General features: G+C 72.1%; 10 protein-coding genes. 2 read left to right on the top strand and 8 right to left on the bottom strand.

The features are described 5' to 3' along the window. Positions 1–41: 41 nt before the first annotated feature. The 6 genes from ACFVQZ_RS35430 to ACFVQZ_RS35405 all read right to left on the bottom strand — a co-directional run bounded on the left by ACFVQZ_RS35430 (position 42) and on the right by ACFVQZ_RS35405 (position 7,846). Complete coding sequence (locus tag ACFVQZ_RS35430; RefSeq protein WP_030494529.1) at positions 42–524, bottom strand: hypothetical protein; 483 nt, start codon at positions 522–524, stop codon at positions 42–44. Next, on the bottom strand, positions 521–1,564 hold the full coding sequence (locus tag ACFVQZ_RS35425; RefSeq protein WP_240981853.1) for a ParA family protein: 1,044 nt from the start codon (positions 1,562–1,564) through the stop codon (positions 521–523). The genes ACFVQZ_RS35430 and ACFVQZ_RS35425 overlap by 4 nt, the downstream gene beginning before the upstream one ends. 451 nt (positions 1,565–2,015) lie before the next feature. Continuing rightward, the gene (gene ald, locus ACFVQZ_RS35420) at positions 2,016–3,131 is read right to left on the bottom strand and encodes an alanine dehydrogenase (protein WP_030494531.1); all 1,116 of its coding nucleotides are present in this window, start codon (positions 3,129–3,131) and stop codon (positions 2,016–2,018) included. Between the two features lie 146 nt (positions 3,132–3,277). After that, on the bottom strand, positions 3,278–5,263 hold the full coding sequence (locus ACFVQZ_RS35415) for a tetratricopeptide repeat protein (RefSeq protein WP_383628976.1): 1,986 nt from the start codon (positions 5,261–5,263) through the stop codon (positions 3,278–3,280). A 214-nt stretch (positions 5,264–5,477) separates the two neighbouring features. Further along, entirely contained in the window at positions 5,478–6,104 is a 627-nt protein-coding gene (locus tag ACFVQZ_RS35410) for an NUDIX hydrolase (protein ID WP_030494533.1), read from the bottom strand. A gap of 80 nt (positions 6,105–6,184) precedes the next feature. After that, positions 6,185–7,846 carry a CTP synthase gene (locus ACFVQZ_RS35405; protein ID WP_030494534.1) on the bottom strand — a complete coding sequence of 554 codons (1,662 nt, stop codon included), beginning with the start codon at positions 7,844–7,846 and terminating at the stop codon, positions 6,185–6,187. 530 nt (positions 7,847–8,376) lie between these two features. Between ACFVQZ_RS35405 and ACFVQZ_RS35400 the strand changes: the two genes are divergently transcribed. Beyond that, a complete protein-coding gene (locus ACFVQZ_RS35400; protein WP_030494535.1) occupies positions 8,377–10,179 on the top strand; it encodes a glycoside hydrolase family 15 protein in 1,803 nt (600 codons plus the stop codon). A 69-nt stretch (positions 10,180–10,248) separates the two neighbouring features. Beyond that, positions 10,249–11,643 carry an FAD-binding oxidoreductase gene (locus ACFVQZ_RS35395; RefSeq protein ID WP_030494536.1) on the top strand — a complete coding sequence of 465 codons (1,395 nt, stop codon included), beginning with the start codon at positions 10,249–10,251 and terminating at the stop codon, positions 11,641–11,643. A 3-nt stretch (positions 11,644–11,646) separates the two neighbouring features. Here the strand turns inward: ACFVQZ_RS35395 and ACFVQZ_RS35390 are convergent, their stop codons facing one another. Together ACFVQZ_RS35390 and ACFVQZ_RS35385 are read right to left on the bottom strand one after the other, a co-directional pair. Continuing rightward, a complete protein-coding gene (locus tag ACFVQZ_RS35390; RefSeq protein WP_383628973.1) occupies positions 11,647–13,281 on the bottom strand; it encodes a flavin monoamine oxidase family protein in 1,635 nt (544 codons plus the stop codon). Between the two features lie 30 nt (positions 13,282–13,311). Then, a complete protein-coding gene (locus ACFVQZ_RS35385) occupies positions 13,312–14,835 on the bottom strand; it encodes an APC family permease (RefSeq protein ID WP_383628971.1) in 1,524 nt (507 codons plus the stop codon). Positions 14,836–14,915: the final 80 nt, after the last annotated feature.

The following is a 14,915-nucleotide window of genomic DNA, read 5'->3' as shown; positions in this document are numbered from 1 at the left end:
GGTTCCAGGGGTGCGGGGTCGGGGCCGCCCGCAGGGTACCGTCAGCGACCGCGCAGACGGCGGACGAGGATGCTCGCGTCGCCGCGGGACTCCAGGTCGGCCAGGACCACGGCGACCGCCTCGCGGACGATCCGGCCGCGGTCGACGGCGAGCCCGTGCTCGCCGCGCAGCACGAGCCGCGCGTGCTCCAGGTCCATCAGCTCCTCGGCGGAGACGTAGACCGTGATCTTCTCGTCGTGGCGTTCCCGCCCGCTGGGGCGCCGGTTGGTGGTCCGGCCCCGGCGCCGCGCGGGCGCGGCCGGCTGGGCGGCGGGCTTCGCGGGGGCCGCCTCGGTCTCCCGGGCGCGCGGCTCGGCCGCCTCCGAGCCGGCCGGGGCGTGCTCGGCGGAACCGGCGGCGGCGTCCGCTCCGGCGGCCGTGTCGCTCTCACCCGCCGGAGCGGGAACGGTTCGGCGGGGCGACGACGACTGCAGTGCCATCCCCCCGGTCGTACGGAAGAGTTCGTCGGCTCCGGGCAGACTCACTCGGCGTGACACCGGGCGAGCACCTCCCTGGCGAGCTGGCGGTAGGCGGCGGCGCCCACGGAGTTGGAGGCGTACGTGGTGATGGGCTCGCCGGCGACCGTGGTCTCCGGGAAGCGCACCGTCCGGCCGATCACCGTGTGGTAGACGTGGTCGTCGAACGCCTCGACGACCCGCGCCAGCACCTCGCGGGAGTGCACGGTCCGGGAGTCGTACATGGTGGCGAGGATGCCGTCGAGCTCCAGCTCGGGGTTGAGCCGCTCCTGGACCTTCTCGATGGTCTCGGTCAGCAGCGCGACGCCGCGCAGCGCGAAGAACTCGCACTCCAGCGGCACGATGACCTTGTGAGCCGCCGTCAGGGCGTTCACGGTCAGCAGGCCGAGCGAGGGCTGACAGTCGATCACGATGTAGTCGTAGTCGTTCATCAGCGGCTTGAGGGCGCGCTGGAGCGTGGACTCGCGCGCGACCTCGGAGACCAGCTGCACCTCGGCGGCGGAGAGGTCGATGTTGCTCGGCAGCAGGTCCATGTTGGGGACCGCCGTCTTGAGCAGGACCTCGTCCGCCGACATGCCCCGCTCCATGAGCAGGTTGTAGACGGTGAGGTCGAGCTCCATCGGGTTCACGCCGAGGCCGACCGACAGGGCTCCCTGCGGGTCGAAGTCGACGAGCAGCACCCGCCGTCCGTACTCGGCGAGCGCGGCACCCAGGTTGATGGTCGACGTGGTCTTGCCGACGCCGCCCTTCTGGTTGCACATCGCGATGATCTTGGCGGGACCGTGGTCGGTCAGCGGGCCCGGGATCGGGAAGTACGGCAGCGGCCGTCCGGTCGGGCCGATCCGCTCGCGGCGCTGGCGGGCAGCGTCGGGCGCGAGGGTGGCCGCGTACTCCGGGTCGGGCTCGTACTCGGCGTCGGGGTCGTAGAAGTGCCCCTCGGGCAGCTCGTCGTAGGCGGCGAAGTGGGTGGACTCTCGGCCCATCTCGTTGCCGGCCGTGGCGTTCACGTGTAGGCCGTCCATCGTCTTCAGCGTGTGGGGTGTCGTCATGGGCTGGTGCGTCGCGAAGGTCCGCACCGCGACGGAGCCGACCGGGGCACCTGGCGCACCGCTCCCGGGAGTAAATGTCGACTCATTCACAAGTCGTCTTACCTCCTTGGATGTGACCAGGAACATTTATCGATCTGTCAGCGTGGCACCATGCCGACGGTTGGCGACTCTATGGCGTGTCACCGGTCCGCAGCAACACAATCGCCCGGACCCGGCCCGTTGTGTCGGCAACCGAACACGCCTCTGTCAAGGGTGCGCAGCCGTGCATCCACACGTTTCAGGGGTGTGCGAAACGGTTAAAGGGTTACGTTCGAGGCGAGTTGACCGAACGTTTTGGCGTGGCCGGAGACACAGCCGGCCGGACCTTGTCGAACAAGGTCCGGCCGGGTGCGTGACATTGACGGCGGGCGTTGACGGGGCGTCACCGGCGCCGTCGGGAGCCGCTGCGGGCTCAGCCGATGAGGGAGCTCAGCTCGACGTGGTCGTAGCCGTGCGCCTCGGCGACCTCCTTGTAGACGACCTTGCCGTCGTGGGTGTTGAGGCCCAGGGCGAGGGCGGCGTCGCGGCGGAGCGCCTCGGCCCAGCCGTTGTTCGCCAGCGACACGATGTAGGGCAGCGTGGCGTTGGTGAGGGCGTAGGTGGAGGTGTTCGGGACGGCGCCGGGCATGTTGGCGACGCAGTAGAAGACCGAGTCGTGGACCTGGAAGGTCGGGTCGGCGTGGGTGGTCGGGTGCGAGTCCTCGAAGCAGCCGCCCTGGTCGATCGCGATGTCGACAAGGACACTTCCAGGCTTCATCTTGGCGACGAGCTCGTTGGTGACCAGCTTCGGGGCCTTGGCGCCCGGGATGAGGACGGCGCCGATGACGAGGTCGGCCTCGACGACGGCCTTCTCCAGCTCGAAGGCGTTGGAGACGACGGTCTGCACCTTGGTGCCGAAGATCTTGTCGGCCTCGCGGAGCTTGTTGATGTCCTTGTCGAGCAGGGTCACGTGGAAGCCCATGCCGACGGCGATCTGCACGGCGTTCCAGCCGGAGACGCCACCGCCGATGACGACGGCCTTGCCGGCGTGGGTGCCGGGGACGCCGCCGGGGAGCACGCCGCGGCCGCCGGCCGAGCGCATCAGGTGGTACGCGCCGACCTGCGGGGCCAGCCGGCCCGCGACCTCGGACATCGGGGCGAGCAGCGGGAGCGCGCGGTTCGCGGTCTCGACCGTCTCGTAGGCGATGGCGGTGGTGCCGGACTCCAGGAGGGCGTCCGTGCACTCCTTGGAGGCGGCCAGGTGCAGGTAGGTGAAGAGCGTCTGGTCCTTGCGGAGGCGGTGGTACTCCTCCGCGATCGGCTCCTTGACCTTGAGGAGCAGGTCGGCGGTGGCCCAGACCTCGTCCGCGGTGGCGAGGATCTCGGCGCCGGCCGCGACGTACTCCGCGTCCGTGATCGAGGAGCCGACGCCGGCGTTCTGCTCGATGAAGACCTGGTGGCCGTTGCGGACGAGCTCGTGGACACCGGCGGGGGTGATGGCCACGCGGAACTCGTTGTTCTTGACCTCGCGGGGGATGCCGACCTTCATCGTCGATCACGGTCCTTGAATCAGGGGGATAACTGGTGCACTGCGATACATACCCGGATGCACTGCGGCGCACCGGGGCAGACCACGTTCGAACGCGGCGGAACCAGTCTAATGAAGGAGTTCCCGCTGTCTAGCCTTTCAAAGTACTAATCTTCAGCAGACCCACTGCGGATTTCGTAGGCAGAGTCTTCCGTTTCCAGCAGACGGTCCGCGGCGGCCCGGTGCAGCCGCGCCGCGGCGGGGTCGCCGAGCCGGTCCAGGGTGTCGGCGAGCCGCAGCTGGAGCGCCGCCTGGAGCCGGGTGTCCCGGGCCCGGCGGGCCCACTCGACCGCCTCCTCGCAGGTCCGCAGGCTCTCCTCGGGCCGCCCCGCGTACTCCTGGACCCGGGCCGCCTCGCTCAACGCCCGTGCGTGGCCCGGGAGATCGCCGAGCCTGCGGTAGCCGGACGCCGCCGCCCGCCAGTGCCGCAGCGCCTCCCCGTACCGCCCGGCATAGGTGTGCACGGCGCCGAGCCGGGCGTACAGCCGGGCCTGGTCGGCGCGCTCGTCGTGGGCGAGGCGCTGGGCGAGGGCGCGGCCGTACCAGTCGCCGGCCCGCTGCCAGTCGCCGAGCTCCTGATAGCTGCCGCCTACGGATTCCATCGCGCGACCGGTCGCGTACGGGTCATTTGCCTGCCTTCCGGCCTCCCACGCCGACCGATATCGCAGCAGCGCGTCCTGGGTGCGTCCCGTCCGGGCGTCCAGGTCGCCCAGGTTCAGCAGCGCCGCGGCCCGCTCCCGGTGCAGTCCGCGCCGCTCGGCCACGTCCAGGACCAGCCGGTGCAGCCCGTACAGGTCGGGCGCCGCGGCCTCGGCGCCCTGGTGCGCGGTGAGCGCCCGCACCAGGGAGGCGATGAGCCGGCGGGCGAGGGTGTCGAGCTCCCCGTCCGCGACCGCCATGCGGGCGCAGGCCAGCAGCGCCGGGCGGCGCGAGGCCAGCCAGCGGGCGGCGTCCTCGGTGGTGGGGAAGCGCAGGGCGCGCGGCAGTCCGGCGAGCTTGCGCCGGGCCGGGGAGCCCTCGGGTTCGGTGACTGCACGGCAGGACTGGAGGAGCCGTACGGTCCGCTCCAGCATCCGGGCCCGGGCGAGCTGCACCTCGGCGGGCCGGTCGCGCTCCTCCAGCTGGGCGCGAAGGAGGGGGACGAGATGGCCGGGGGCCTCGTACTCGCCGTCGGCGGCCTCGGTGACCAGACCCAGGCGGGCGAAGTCCGCGAGGGTGGTCGCCGCCGCCGACACCGAGCAGCCGGCCAGGGCGGAGGCCGTGTGGGCGTCGGCCCGGCCGAGCGGGGCGAGCGCCAGGTAACGCAGTATCCGGGCGGCCGGCTGGGGCAGCGCCTGGTGGGCGAGGAGGAAGGCCCGGGTGAGGGGATCGCCGGTCAGGCCGCGGAGCCGTTTGGCGAGGTCGGCGACGGAGGTCTCGGGCCGGCCGGCCAGCCAGCCGCCGGCCAGCACCACCGCCGCGGGCAGCCCGCCGCACTCCTCGACCAGCGCCTCGGCGGCCTGCGGGTCGACGGTGATCCGGACCGAGCCGGTCGCGGAGGTCAGCAGCTCGATGGCCGACTTCGGGTCGAGCCCGCCGAGGGTGCACGGGCGTACGTCCGGGATGCCGGTGAGCGGGCCGCGGGCCACCGCGACGACCAGGGCGTCGGGGTTGTCCGGGAGCAGCGGGTCGGCCTGCTCGGCGTCGACGGCGTCGTCGAGCAGCAGCACCGCCCTGCGGGTCCCGAGCGCTTCGCGGACCAGCTCGGTCAGCTCGTCCTCGGCGGCGCCGGGCGGCTCGGCGACCCCGAGGTCGCGGAGGAGTTCGCGGGCGGCGCGGGCGGTGGGGACGGGTTCGCCGCCGGGCTCGCTGAGCCGGGCGCGGTAGACGCCGTCGGGGTAGCGGTCGGCGATGGAGGCGATCAGCTCCTCGGCGAGCGCGGTCCGGCCGGAGCCGGGCCGGCCGGCGACGAGGAGGACACGGGCGCGGGGCTCCTTGCGGCCGGTGAGGGTGTCCAGGCCGGTCCGCTCGATGTCGGCGCGCAGGGCCTTCAACTCCCGCTGCCGGCCGTAGAACTGCCGGCTGCCGGCCGTTGCCACCGCCTGATCCGTCACGGGCCACGCTCCCGTCCACCTGCGCACGAGCCGATCCCGCGGGGGTCTCCGCACGGGCGTGTACGAGCGTAGTTCAGCGCCTGGTACGGACCCGGTGGAGCGCGGCGGACACATCCCCCGATCGGATCAGCCGACAGTCACACCGGCCGCTCCGCCGTTCCGTCGGGGGCACGTGCCGGCGCGGCACGTGCCCGCACGGAGGTGCCGGAGGGCGCTACGCCTCGAAGGGGCGGGCCGGCCAGGGCGCGTCGGCGGGGCGCAGCGCGTCGAGGCCGTCGCCCGCGCGCGCCGCCACCAGCGACAGCACGCCCACCACCAGGCAGTTGTTGTGCAGCTCGCCGGCGAGTACCCCGCGCACCAGCTCGTCCAGCGGGACCCGCGCGACCTCCATGTCGGCCTCCTCCTCGGCGACCTCGAACCGCGCCCCCTCCGCCTCGGCGAGGTCGCGCGCCAGGAAGATCCGTACCGCCTCGTCGCAGCCGCCGGGGGTGGTGTAGACGTCGGTCAGGACCCGCCACTCCCCCGCCTTGGCGTGCGCCTCCTCGTACAGCTCGCGCTGGGCGGCGTGCAGCGGGTTCTCGCCGGGCACGTCGAGCAGGCCGGCCGGGATCTCCCACAGCTTCTGCCGCACGGGGTGGCGGTACTGCCGCAGCACCAGCACCCGGTCCTCGTCGTCCAGGGCCAGCACGGCCACGGAGCCCGGGTGGACCTGGTAGTCGCGGCGGACGACCGAGCCGTCCGGCATGACCACGTCGTCGGTGCGGACACTCGTCTTGTTGCCCTTGAAGGGGAGGGCGGAGGCGACGACGCGCCACTCCTCCGGGGCGTCCTGCACGTGCATCGGTAGTCCTTCCACAGACGAGAGCCGGGGTGCGCGTCCTCGTGCGAGAACCCGTACCCCGGCTACGTTAACGCGCCGTACTACTTCGCCGTCCCGTTCGCCGTCTTGCGCTCGACGGCCGCCTTGACCAGGCCCGCGAAGAGCGGGTGGGGGCGGGTCGGGCGGGACTTCAGCTCCGGGTGCGCCTGGGTGGCGACCAGGTAGGGGTGGATCTCCTTCGGGTACTCGACGAACTCGACGAGCTTGTTGTCCGGGGAGGTGCCGGAGAAGACCAGGCCGGCCTTCTTCTCCAGCTCCGCGCGGTACGCGTTGTTCACCTCGTAGCGGTGGCGGTGGCGCTCCTCGACGTACGGCTCGTCGCCGTAGGTCGCGCGGACCACCGAGCCCTCGGCGAGCTTCGCCGGGTAGAGGCCCAGGCGCATGGTGCCGCCGAGGTCACCGGCGCCCTCCACGTAGGCCAGCTGCTCCTCCATCGTGGAGACGACGGGGTGCGCGGTGGCCGGGTCGAACTCGGTGGAGTTGGCCTCGGGGATGCCCGCCAGGTTCCGGGCCGCCTCGATGACGATGCACTGGAGGCCGAGGCAGATGCCGAGCAGCGGCACCTTGTGCTCGCGGGCGTACTGGATGGCACCGACCTTGCCGGACACGCCGCGGTCGCCGAAGCCGCCGGGGATCAGGATGGCGTCGCAGTCGCCGAGCTGCTTCTCGGCTCCGGCCTGGGTCTTGCAGTCGTCGGAGGTGACCCACTTGACCTTGACCCGCGCCTTGTTGGCGAAGCCGCCGGCGCGCATGGCCTCGGTGACCGAAAGGTAGGCGTCGGGCAGGTCGATGTACTTGCCGACGAGCGCGACGGTGACCTCGTGCTCCGGGTTGTGGACGCGGTCGAGGAGGTCCTCCCAGACGGTCCAGTCCACGTCGCGGAAGGGCAGGTCGAGCTTGCGCACCACGTAGGCGTCGAGGCCCTCGGAGTGCAGCACCTTCGGGATGTCGTAGATCGACTTGGCGTCGATGGCGGCGACCACGGCGGCCTCGTCGACGTCGCACATCAGCGAGATCTTGCGCTTGATGGCGGTGGGGACCTCGCGGTCGGCGCGCAGCACGATCGCGTCGGGCTGGATGCCGATGTTGCGCAGCGCGGCGACCGAGTGCTGGGTCGGCTTGGTCTTCAGCTCGCCGGACGGGCCGATGTAGGGCAGCAGCGAGATGTGCACGACGAAGACGTTGTCGCGGCCGACCTCGTGGCGGACCTGGCGGACGGTCTCCAGGAACGGCAGCGACTCGATGTCGCCGACCGTACCGCCGACCTCGGTGATGACGACGTCGACGTCGTCGGTCGCCATGCGGCGGATCCGGGACTTGATCTCGTTGGTGATGTGCGGGATGACCTGCACGGTGTCGCCGAGGTACTCGCCGCGCCGCTCCTTGGCGATGACCTGCGAGTAGACCTGGCCGGTGGTGACGTTCGCCGAGCCGTCGAGGTCGACGTCGAGGAAGCGCTCGTAGTGGCCGATGTCCAGGTCGGTCTCGGCGCCGTCGTTGGTGACGAACACCTCACCGTGCTGGAACGGGTTCATCGTGCCCGGGTCGACGTTGAGGTACGGGTCGAGCTTCTGCATCGTGACCCGCAGGCCCCGGGCCTTCAGGAGCGCACCCAGGCTGGAGGCGGTGAGGCCCTTGCCGAGGGAGGAGGCGACACCCCCGGTGACGAAGATGTGCTTGGTCGTCGTGGTGTTGGGCGGCATCGCCAAGAGGGGGCTCCCGTGGTCGCGTTCTGGAGGTGCGAGGCGGCTGGTCCTCCGGAAGAATCGGGGGTGCCGTCGCTGCGGTTTCGGGGGTTTCGGCTGGCGCCGTTTCCCACCGGTCCACGGGGTACCAGGGTATCAGTGACCGCAGGAGACCGCTTCCGGCCACACGGCCGGCACGCCCGCCGACCGGGTGGGACGGGGTGCGGCGGGGCGTTCCGGGGCCGCCCGGCGGGGGTCCGGGGGCAGGGAGGGAGGAGACGCGTTCACCCATTCGGAGCAGCGCGTTACGTGGGTGATCACCACGGTCATTAGGGTGCGGACCATCCCGCCCGGTCTCGTCCCGGGCGGCCGGCCGACGGCACCACCCCCGCCCGTGGAACCGGACGGGGAGTCCGTGTCGCCTCCCCTCGACCCGTTGCCGGAGCCGGCCATCCCGCACACTGGCACCGCGGGCACCTCTCGCAACTCGCAACATCTGCTGCAGGCGCCCCGAGGGGCGGACAGGCCGTTCGACTGGAGTGAAGCACGTGGCCGGGCGTATCGAGGATTACGCACTCATCGGGGACATGCAGACCGCGGCGCTGGTCTGCCGGGACGGCAGCGTCGACTGGCTCTGCCTGCCCCGCTTCGACTCGCATGCCGTCTTCGCGGCCCTGCTCGGCACCGAGGAGCACGGCTTCTGGCGGGTCGGCCCGGCCGGCCCGGAGGACGCCGAGCCGGCCCCCGCCGACCGCCGCCGCTACCGGGGCGACTCGCTGATCCTGGAGTCGGAGTGGGACACCCCGCGCGGCACGGTCCGGGTGACCGACTTCATGCCGCCGCGCGACGGCGCGCCGCAGCTGATCCGGATCGTGGAGGGGGTCAGCGGCCGGGTGCCGATGCGCTCGGCGCTGCGGATGCGGTTCAGCTACGGCCGGATCGTGCCCTGGGTGCACAAGGTCGGCGAGCGGACGGTCGCGGTGGCCGGGCCGGACTCGGTGTGGTTCGACACCGACACCGAGACCCACGGCGAGCACCTGACGACCTACTCCGAGTTCACCGTCACCCCCGGTGACCGGATCGCCCTCACCCTGTCCTGGCAGCCGTCGCACAAGGAGCCGCCGGCGCTGCCGGACCCCGAGGGCTCGCTGGAGGCGACCGCCGCGTTCTGGCGCGAGTGGGTCGGGCACTGCACGTACCACGGCCCCTACCGGGAGGCCGTCGTCCGCTCGCTGATCACCCTGAAGGCGCTGACGTACGCGCCGACCGGCGGCATCGTCGCCGCGCCGACGACCTCGCTGCCGGAGGAGATCGGCGGCGTACGGAACTGGGACTACCGCTACACCTGGCTCCGGGACGCGGCCATCACCCTCTCCTCGATGCTGCGCACCGGCTACCGCGAGGAGGCCCGCGCCTGGCGGGACTGGCTGCTGCGCGCGGTCGCGGGCGACCCGGAGAACCTGCAGATCATGTACGGCATCGCGGGCGAGCGGGAGCTCGGCGAGGCGGAGCTGGACTGGCTGCCGGGGTACGAGAACTCCGGCCCGGTGCGGGTCGGCAACGGCGCCGCGAGCCAGCTCCAGCTCGACGTGTACGGCGAGGTCACCGAGGCCCTGCACCTGGCGCACATGACGGGCCTGTCCCGCAACGACTACGCCTCGCTGCTCCAGATCAAGCTGATCCAGTACCTGGAGAAGAACTGGAACCAGCCCGACGAGGGCATCTGGGAGGTCCGCGGTCCGCGCCGGCACTTCACCCACTCGAAGGTGATGGCGTGGGTGGCGGTGGACCGCACGATCAAGCTGATCGAGTCGGGGGACGCGGACGGACCGCTGGAGCGCTGGCGGGCGCTGCGCGACGAGATCCACCGGGACGTCTGCGAGAAGGGCTACGACAAGGAGCGGAACACCTTCACCCAGTCGTACGGCTCCAAGGAGCTGGACGCGTCGCTGCTGCTGATCCCGCAGATGGGCTTCCTGCCGCCGGACGACAAGCGGGTCATCGGCACGATCGAGGCGATCCAGCGGGAGCTGTCCACCGAGGACGGCTTCGTGCTGCGCTATCCGACGGCCGGCGAGGAGGCGGGCGTCGACGGTCTGGAGGGCGACGAGGGCGCGTTCCTGGCGTGTTCCTTCTGGCTCGCCGACGACCTGGCGATGATCGGCCGGGTCGACGAGGCCCGCACCCTCTTCGAGAAGCTGCTGGCGCTCCGCAACGACCTGGGGCTGCTCGCCGAGGAGTGGGACGCCCGGCTCCAGCGGCAGGTGGGCAACTTCCCGCAGGCGTTCAGCCACGTGCCGCTGATCGACACGGCGCTGCGGCTGACCGCGAGCGGCGCCTACGGCGGCTGAGGGGCGGCGGGCGGGGGCCGGACCTACGATGAAGGTGTCCTGGCCCCCGCATGGAAGGGGGGGCTTCCGATGGCTCCCCAGTTCACCGTTCCGGACACCGCCCTGGCCGGGCTCCGCGAGGACCTGGCCGGTGAGGTCCTGGTCCCCGGGGACCCGGGCTACGACGCGGCGAGGGCCGTCCACAACGGCATGATCGACCGCCGGCCGGCCGTGATCGCCGGGTGTACGACGCCGGCGGACGTGACCAACGCGGTCCTCTTCGCGCGCGAGACGGGGCTGCCGGTCGCGGTGCGCGGCGGCGGCCACAGTGTCGCCGGGGCGTCCGTCGTGGACGGCGGCCTGGTGATCGACCTGCGCGCGATGCACGCCGTGGTCGTGGACCCGGAGCACAGGACGGTACGGGCCGAGGGCGGCGCGACGATCGGGCACGTCGACCGGGCCACCCAGCCGTTCAGGCTCGCGACCACCGGCGGCCGGGTCTCCACGACGGGGATCGGCGGCTTCACGCTGGGCGGCGGTTCCGGCTGGCTGGAGCGCGCGTTCGGGCTGGCCTGCGACAACCTGCTGGCCGCCGAGCTGATCACGGCCGAGGGCAGGCATGTGGTGGCGAGCGCGGAGGAGAACCCGGAGCTGTTCTGGGCGCTGCACGGCGGGGGCGGCAACTTCGGGGTGGTGACCTCGCTGACGCTGCGGCTCCACGAGCTGCCGGTGATGAGCTTCGCGCTGCTGCTGTTCCCGCCGCGTTCCGGGCCGGCGGTGGCGGCGGCGTACCGGGCGCTGGCGGAGACGATGCCGGACCAGGCGGGCGGCGGGGTGCTGTACTTCCCGGCGCCGCCGGAGCCGTTCGTGCCGGCGCATCTGGTGGGCGAGCTGGTGGTGGCGGCGCTGGTGACGTTCGCCGGGCCGGTGGCGGGCGTCCGGGAGCTGGCGGGCCCGCTGACGGCGCTGCGGCCGGTGGTGGAGGTGGTGCGGGAGATCCCGTACGCCGATCTGCAGTGCATGCTGGACGACCCGCCGGGGCTGCGGAACTACTGGTCGGCGGAGTACCTGAGCGGTTTCCCGGACGAGGCGGTGGCGGTGTACTGCGCCCGGGGCGAGCGGATCCCGGCGGGTACGGCGGCGCAGCACGTGCTGTTCCCGCTGGGCGGCGCGGTGGCCCGCGGCGCGGCGGACCACCCGCTGCCGTGGCGTACCGCGCCCTGGGTCGTGCACCCGTTCGCGACCTGGGAGGATCCGGCCCTGGACGGGCCGGCGATCCAGTGGGTGCACGACGTGCGGACGGACATGCGGCCGTGGTCGACGGAAGCGGTGTACCTCAACTTCATCGGCGCGGAGGGCGAGCGGCGGGTGCTGGCCGGTTTCGGTCCGGACGCCTACCCGCGGCTCGCCGCCGTGAAGGCCGCGTACGACCCCGGCAACGTCTTCCGCCTCAACCACAACATCGCGCCGGCCGAGGCGGCCTGACGGCTACCGGAGGGCGTCGATCACCTCCTTCGCGGCCCGCTCGCCCTCGGTGGCGCCGCCCTCCATGAAGCCCTGGAAGTCGTACGAGCAGTGCTCGCCGCCGATGTGGACGTTGCCCTGGGCGGTGCCCTCGTAGCCGGCGTACCGGTGGAGGTAGCCGACCGGCCAGCAGGAGTAGGCGCCCAGCGCGCGGGGGTTCTTGTGCCAGGCGGAGAGCTGGGCGCGGCCGTTCCAGGCGCGGGAGGTGCCGGGGAAGAAGGTGTCGATCCCGGCGAGGTAGCGGCCGACGAGGGTCCGCACGTAGGGGTCGGCCTCGGTGGAGAAGGGTCCGGCGGGGTCGAGGTTCCGGGCGAGGCTGCCGCCGTTGTACTGGATGAGGATGCCGCCGGTGCCGCCCTGGATCTTGGTGGTGTCCCAGGTCTGCTGGACGTCCAGGTCGGTGAAGCAGTCGCCGGCGGAGACGCCGGGCCAGGGGCCGGTGCCGCGCCAGGGGCGGGTGCCGAACTGCATGTTGAGCTTGGTGCAGTGGCCCATGCGGGCGTCCCGCAGCAGGTTCGTCATCAGCGGGTCGAAGCCGGCCCGGGTGAGGTCGAGCTGCTTGAGGATCGGCAGCGGGACGCAGAGGACGGTGTGGTCGGCGGTGACGGTGCGGGTGGTGCCGGCCTCGGTGAAGGTGAGGGTCTGGGTGCCGTCGGCGTTGGCGCGGACGGCCTGGAGGGTCCAGCCCATGCGGAGGGTGCCGGGGTCGAGCGCGCCGGCGATGGCGTTCGGGAGCCGGTCGTTGCCTCCGGTGATGTGGTAGCGCTCGTTGGACAGGCCCCAGACGTTGAAGTTGCCGGGATTGGTCTGGTAGCCCATGAGCAGGACGAGGGCGAGCGAGGACTGCTCGGTGGTGTCGGCGCCGTACTCGACGTTGTAGGCGACGTCGATGAACCGGCCGAGCGGCGAGGCGTGTCCGCCGGGGACGCGGGTCTCGATCCACTCGTACACCGACATGTCGTCGAGGGCGGTGCCGGCGGGCGTGGTCGCGTTCCACTTCACCTCGCCCGCTGCGATCAGGTCGCGGTGGAGCGCCTGGTAGACGCCGTTGAAGTCCTCGTCGGCCTGGTGGCGGGGGTAGTAGCCGCCGTCGAACCAGAGGACCTCCTCGGCGCCGTTGGGTCCGCCGCCGAGGAAGTCCTCGGTGGGCAGGCCGAAGCGGCGGCAGAGTTCCAGCATCTTCTTGTGGCTGGTGTCGATGAGCTCGCCGCCGATCTCGGAGGTCTGCCCGTAGGCCCAGTGGCCGCGCTGGGTCCACATCCGGCCGCCGACGCGGGCCGGGTCGGCCTCGTACAGGACGGGGCTGAGGCCGGCGTCCTGGAGGGTGAGGGCGGCGGTGAGCCCGGCGATGCCGGCGCCGACGACCGCGACCCGGGCGTCGGACCGCACCGGCGGGTCGGGGACGGCTGCCGCGGCGGGGGCGGCTGCTCCGGCGGAGACCGCGATTCCGGCCGCGGCTGCGGCCTTGAGGAGGGTGCGGCGGCCGAGCGGGTCGCCGCGCAGGCCGCGGAGTTCGTCGACGGGGAGGCCGAGCCGGCGGGCGTCGGCGTGGTCGGCGGCGAGGCGGTTCAGGAGGTGCATCGGGTTGGTGCGTGCCATGGGGCGCTCCTGGAGGGGTGGGTGAGGGGGTCAGCCGTGCGTGGCGGGTACGGGCTCCGCCTGCTCGTCGTCGCGTTCGGCGGCGTCCTCCAGGACGATCCGGCCGATGATCTCGTACCGCGCGGGCTGCCGGGCCTTGAGGTAGAGGCCGAGTCCGAGGCCGCCGAAGAAGACCGCGCCGACGATCCACGGGATCGCCTTGAAGAACAGGGAGTCGGCGGCGAGTCCGGCCGCGGTCTCCATGTTGACGACGAGGAGGACGACGACGGCGGTCATGCCGACGCCGCCGAGGAGCGGGGCCGTGAGGGTCTTGAACCAGTGCCGGTCCTCGGGGTGGTTCTTGCGGAAGTAGCCGATGACGGCGAAGGAGCAGAGCGTCTGGACGATGAGGATGGCCATCGTGCCGAGGATCGCGAGCAGCGTGTACAGGTGGATGTAGGGGTCCTGGCCGGTGAGCCAGAAGGCGCCGACGAGGAGGACGGCGATGGCGCTCTGGGTGAAGGAGGCGATGAACGGGGAGCCGTGCCGGCGGTGGGTGCGGCCCAGCGCCGGGTGGAGGAAGCCCTCGCGGCCGATGGCGTAGAGGTAGCGGGAGGCGCACTGGTGGAAGGCCATGCCGCAGGCGAAGGAGCCGGTGAGCAGCAGCCACTGGAAGGCGTCGACGGCCCAGGCGCCGATGTAGGTCTGGGTGGGCGCGAAGAAGAGGTCGAGCGGGCTGGCGGAGGAGGAGAGCTCCACGGACCCGGCGAGGCCGTTGCCGGCGATCGTCATCCAGGAGACGTAGATGTAGAAGAGGCCGACGCCGATGACGGAGATGAGGGTGGCGCGGGGGATGACGCGCTTGGGGTCGCGGGACTCCTCGCCGTACATGGCAGTCGACTCGAAGCCGACCCAGGACCAGAAGGCGAAGAAGAGGCCGAGGCCGGCGGAGGCGCCGGTGAAGGCGTTCTTCGGGTTGACCGGCTCGACGGGGATGCCGTCGGGGCCGCCGCCGTGGAGGAGGACGGCGGTGGCGACCGCGAAGAGGACGGCGATCTCCGCGATGAGCATGACGCCGAGCGCCTTGGCGGTCAGGTTGATGTCGAAGTACGACAGGACGGCGGTGACGGCGAGCATGGCCGCCGCGTACAGGATCCACGGCAGGTCGACGCCGAGCTGGTCGGCGACGGTGGTCTTCGCGAAGTAGGCGAAGACGCCGACGATGGACGCCTCGAAGACGATGTAGGCGAGGACGGCGAGCATGCCGGAGGCCATGCCGGCGATCCGGCCGAGGCCGTGCGAGATGTAGCCGTAGAAGGCGCCGGCGGCGGTGATCCGCTTGGCCATGGCCACGTAGCCGACGGAGAAGACGGTGAGGACGAGGGTGGCGAAGAGGTAGCCGGCGGGGGCGCCGGTGCCGTTGCCGAAGCCGACGGCGATGGGGAGGTTGCCGGTCATGGCGGTGATCGGCGCGGCGGTGGCCACGGCCATGAAGACGACGCCGACGAGTCCGACGGAGTTCGCCTTGAGCCGGTCGACGCGCGTGGCCGGCTGCGGGGTGGAGGTGTCTGCCATGGCGGGAGAGCATCCACCGGAGTGACGTAGGCCACAAGCGACATTCGGTCATACAAATCCCGCCGCGCCCCGACGAGTTG

Source organism: Streptomyces sp. NPDC057854 (assembly GCF_042797055.1).
In the GTDB taxonomy this organism is placed as follows: domain Bacteria; phylum Actinomycetota; class Actinomycetes; order Streptomycetales; family Streptomycetaceae; genus Streptomyces.
The sequence above is the reverse complement of the archived record's forward strand: the minus strand, read 5'-3'. Positions and strand labels throughout refer to the sequence as shown.

Bases quoted from the DNA above. Each gene is read 5' to 3' on its own strand.
- ACFVQZ_RS35425 (WP_240981853.1), bottom strand. From the start codon at position 1,564: ATGACGACACCCCACACGCTGAAGACGATGGACGGCCTACACGTGAAC.
- ACFVQZ_RS35385 (WP_383628971.1), bottom strand. From the start codon at position 14,835: ATGGCAGACACCTCCACCCCGCAGCCGGCCACGCGCGTCGACCGGCTC.
- ACFVQZ_RS35395 (WP_030494536.1), top strand. From the start codon at position 10,249: ATGGCTCCCCAGTTCACCGTTCCGGACACCGCCCTGGCCGGGCTCCGC.
- ald (WP_030494531.1), bottom strand. From the start codon at position 3,131: ATGAAGGTCGGCATCCCCCGCGAGGTCAAGAACAACGAGTTCCGCGTG.
- ACFVQZ_RS35410 (WP_030494533.1), bottom strand. From the start codon at position 6,104: ATGCACGTGCAGGACGCCCCGGAGGAGTGGCGCGTCGTCGCCTCCGCC.
- ACFVQZ_RS35390 (WP_383628973.1), bottom strand. From the start codon at position 13,281: ATGGCACGCACCAACCCGATGCACCTCCTGAACCGCCTCGCCGCCGAC.
- ACFVQZ_RS35405 (WP_030494534.1), bottom strand. From the start codon at position 7,846: ATGCCGCCCAACACCACGACGACCAAGCACATCTTCGTCACCGGGGGT.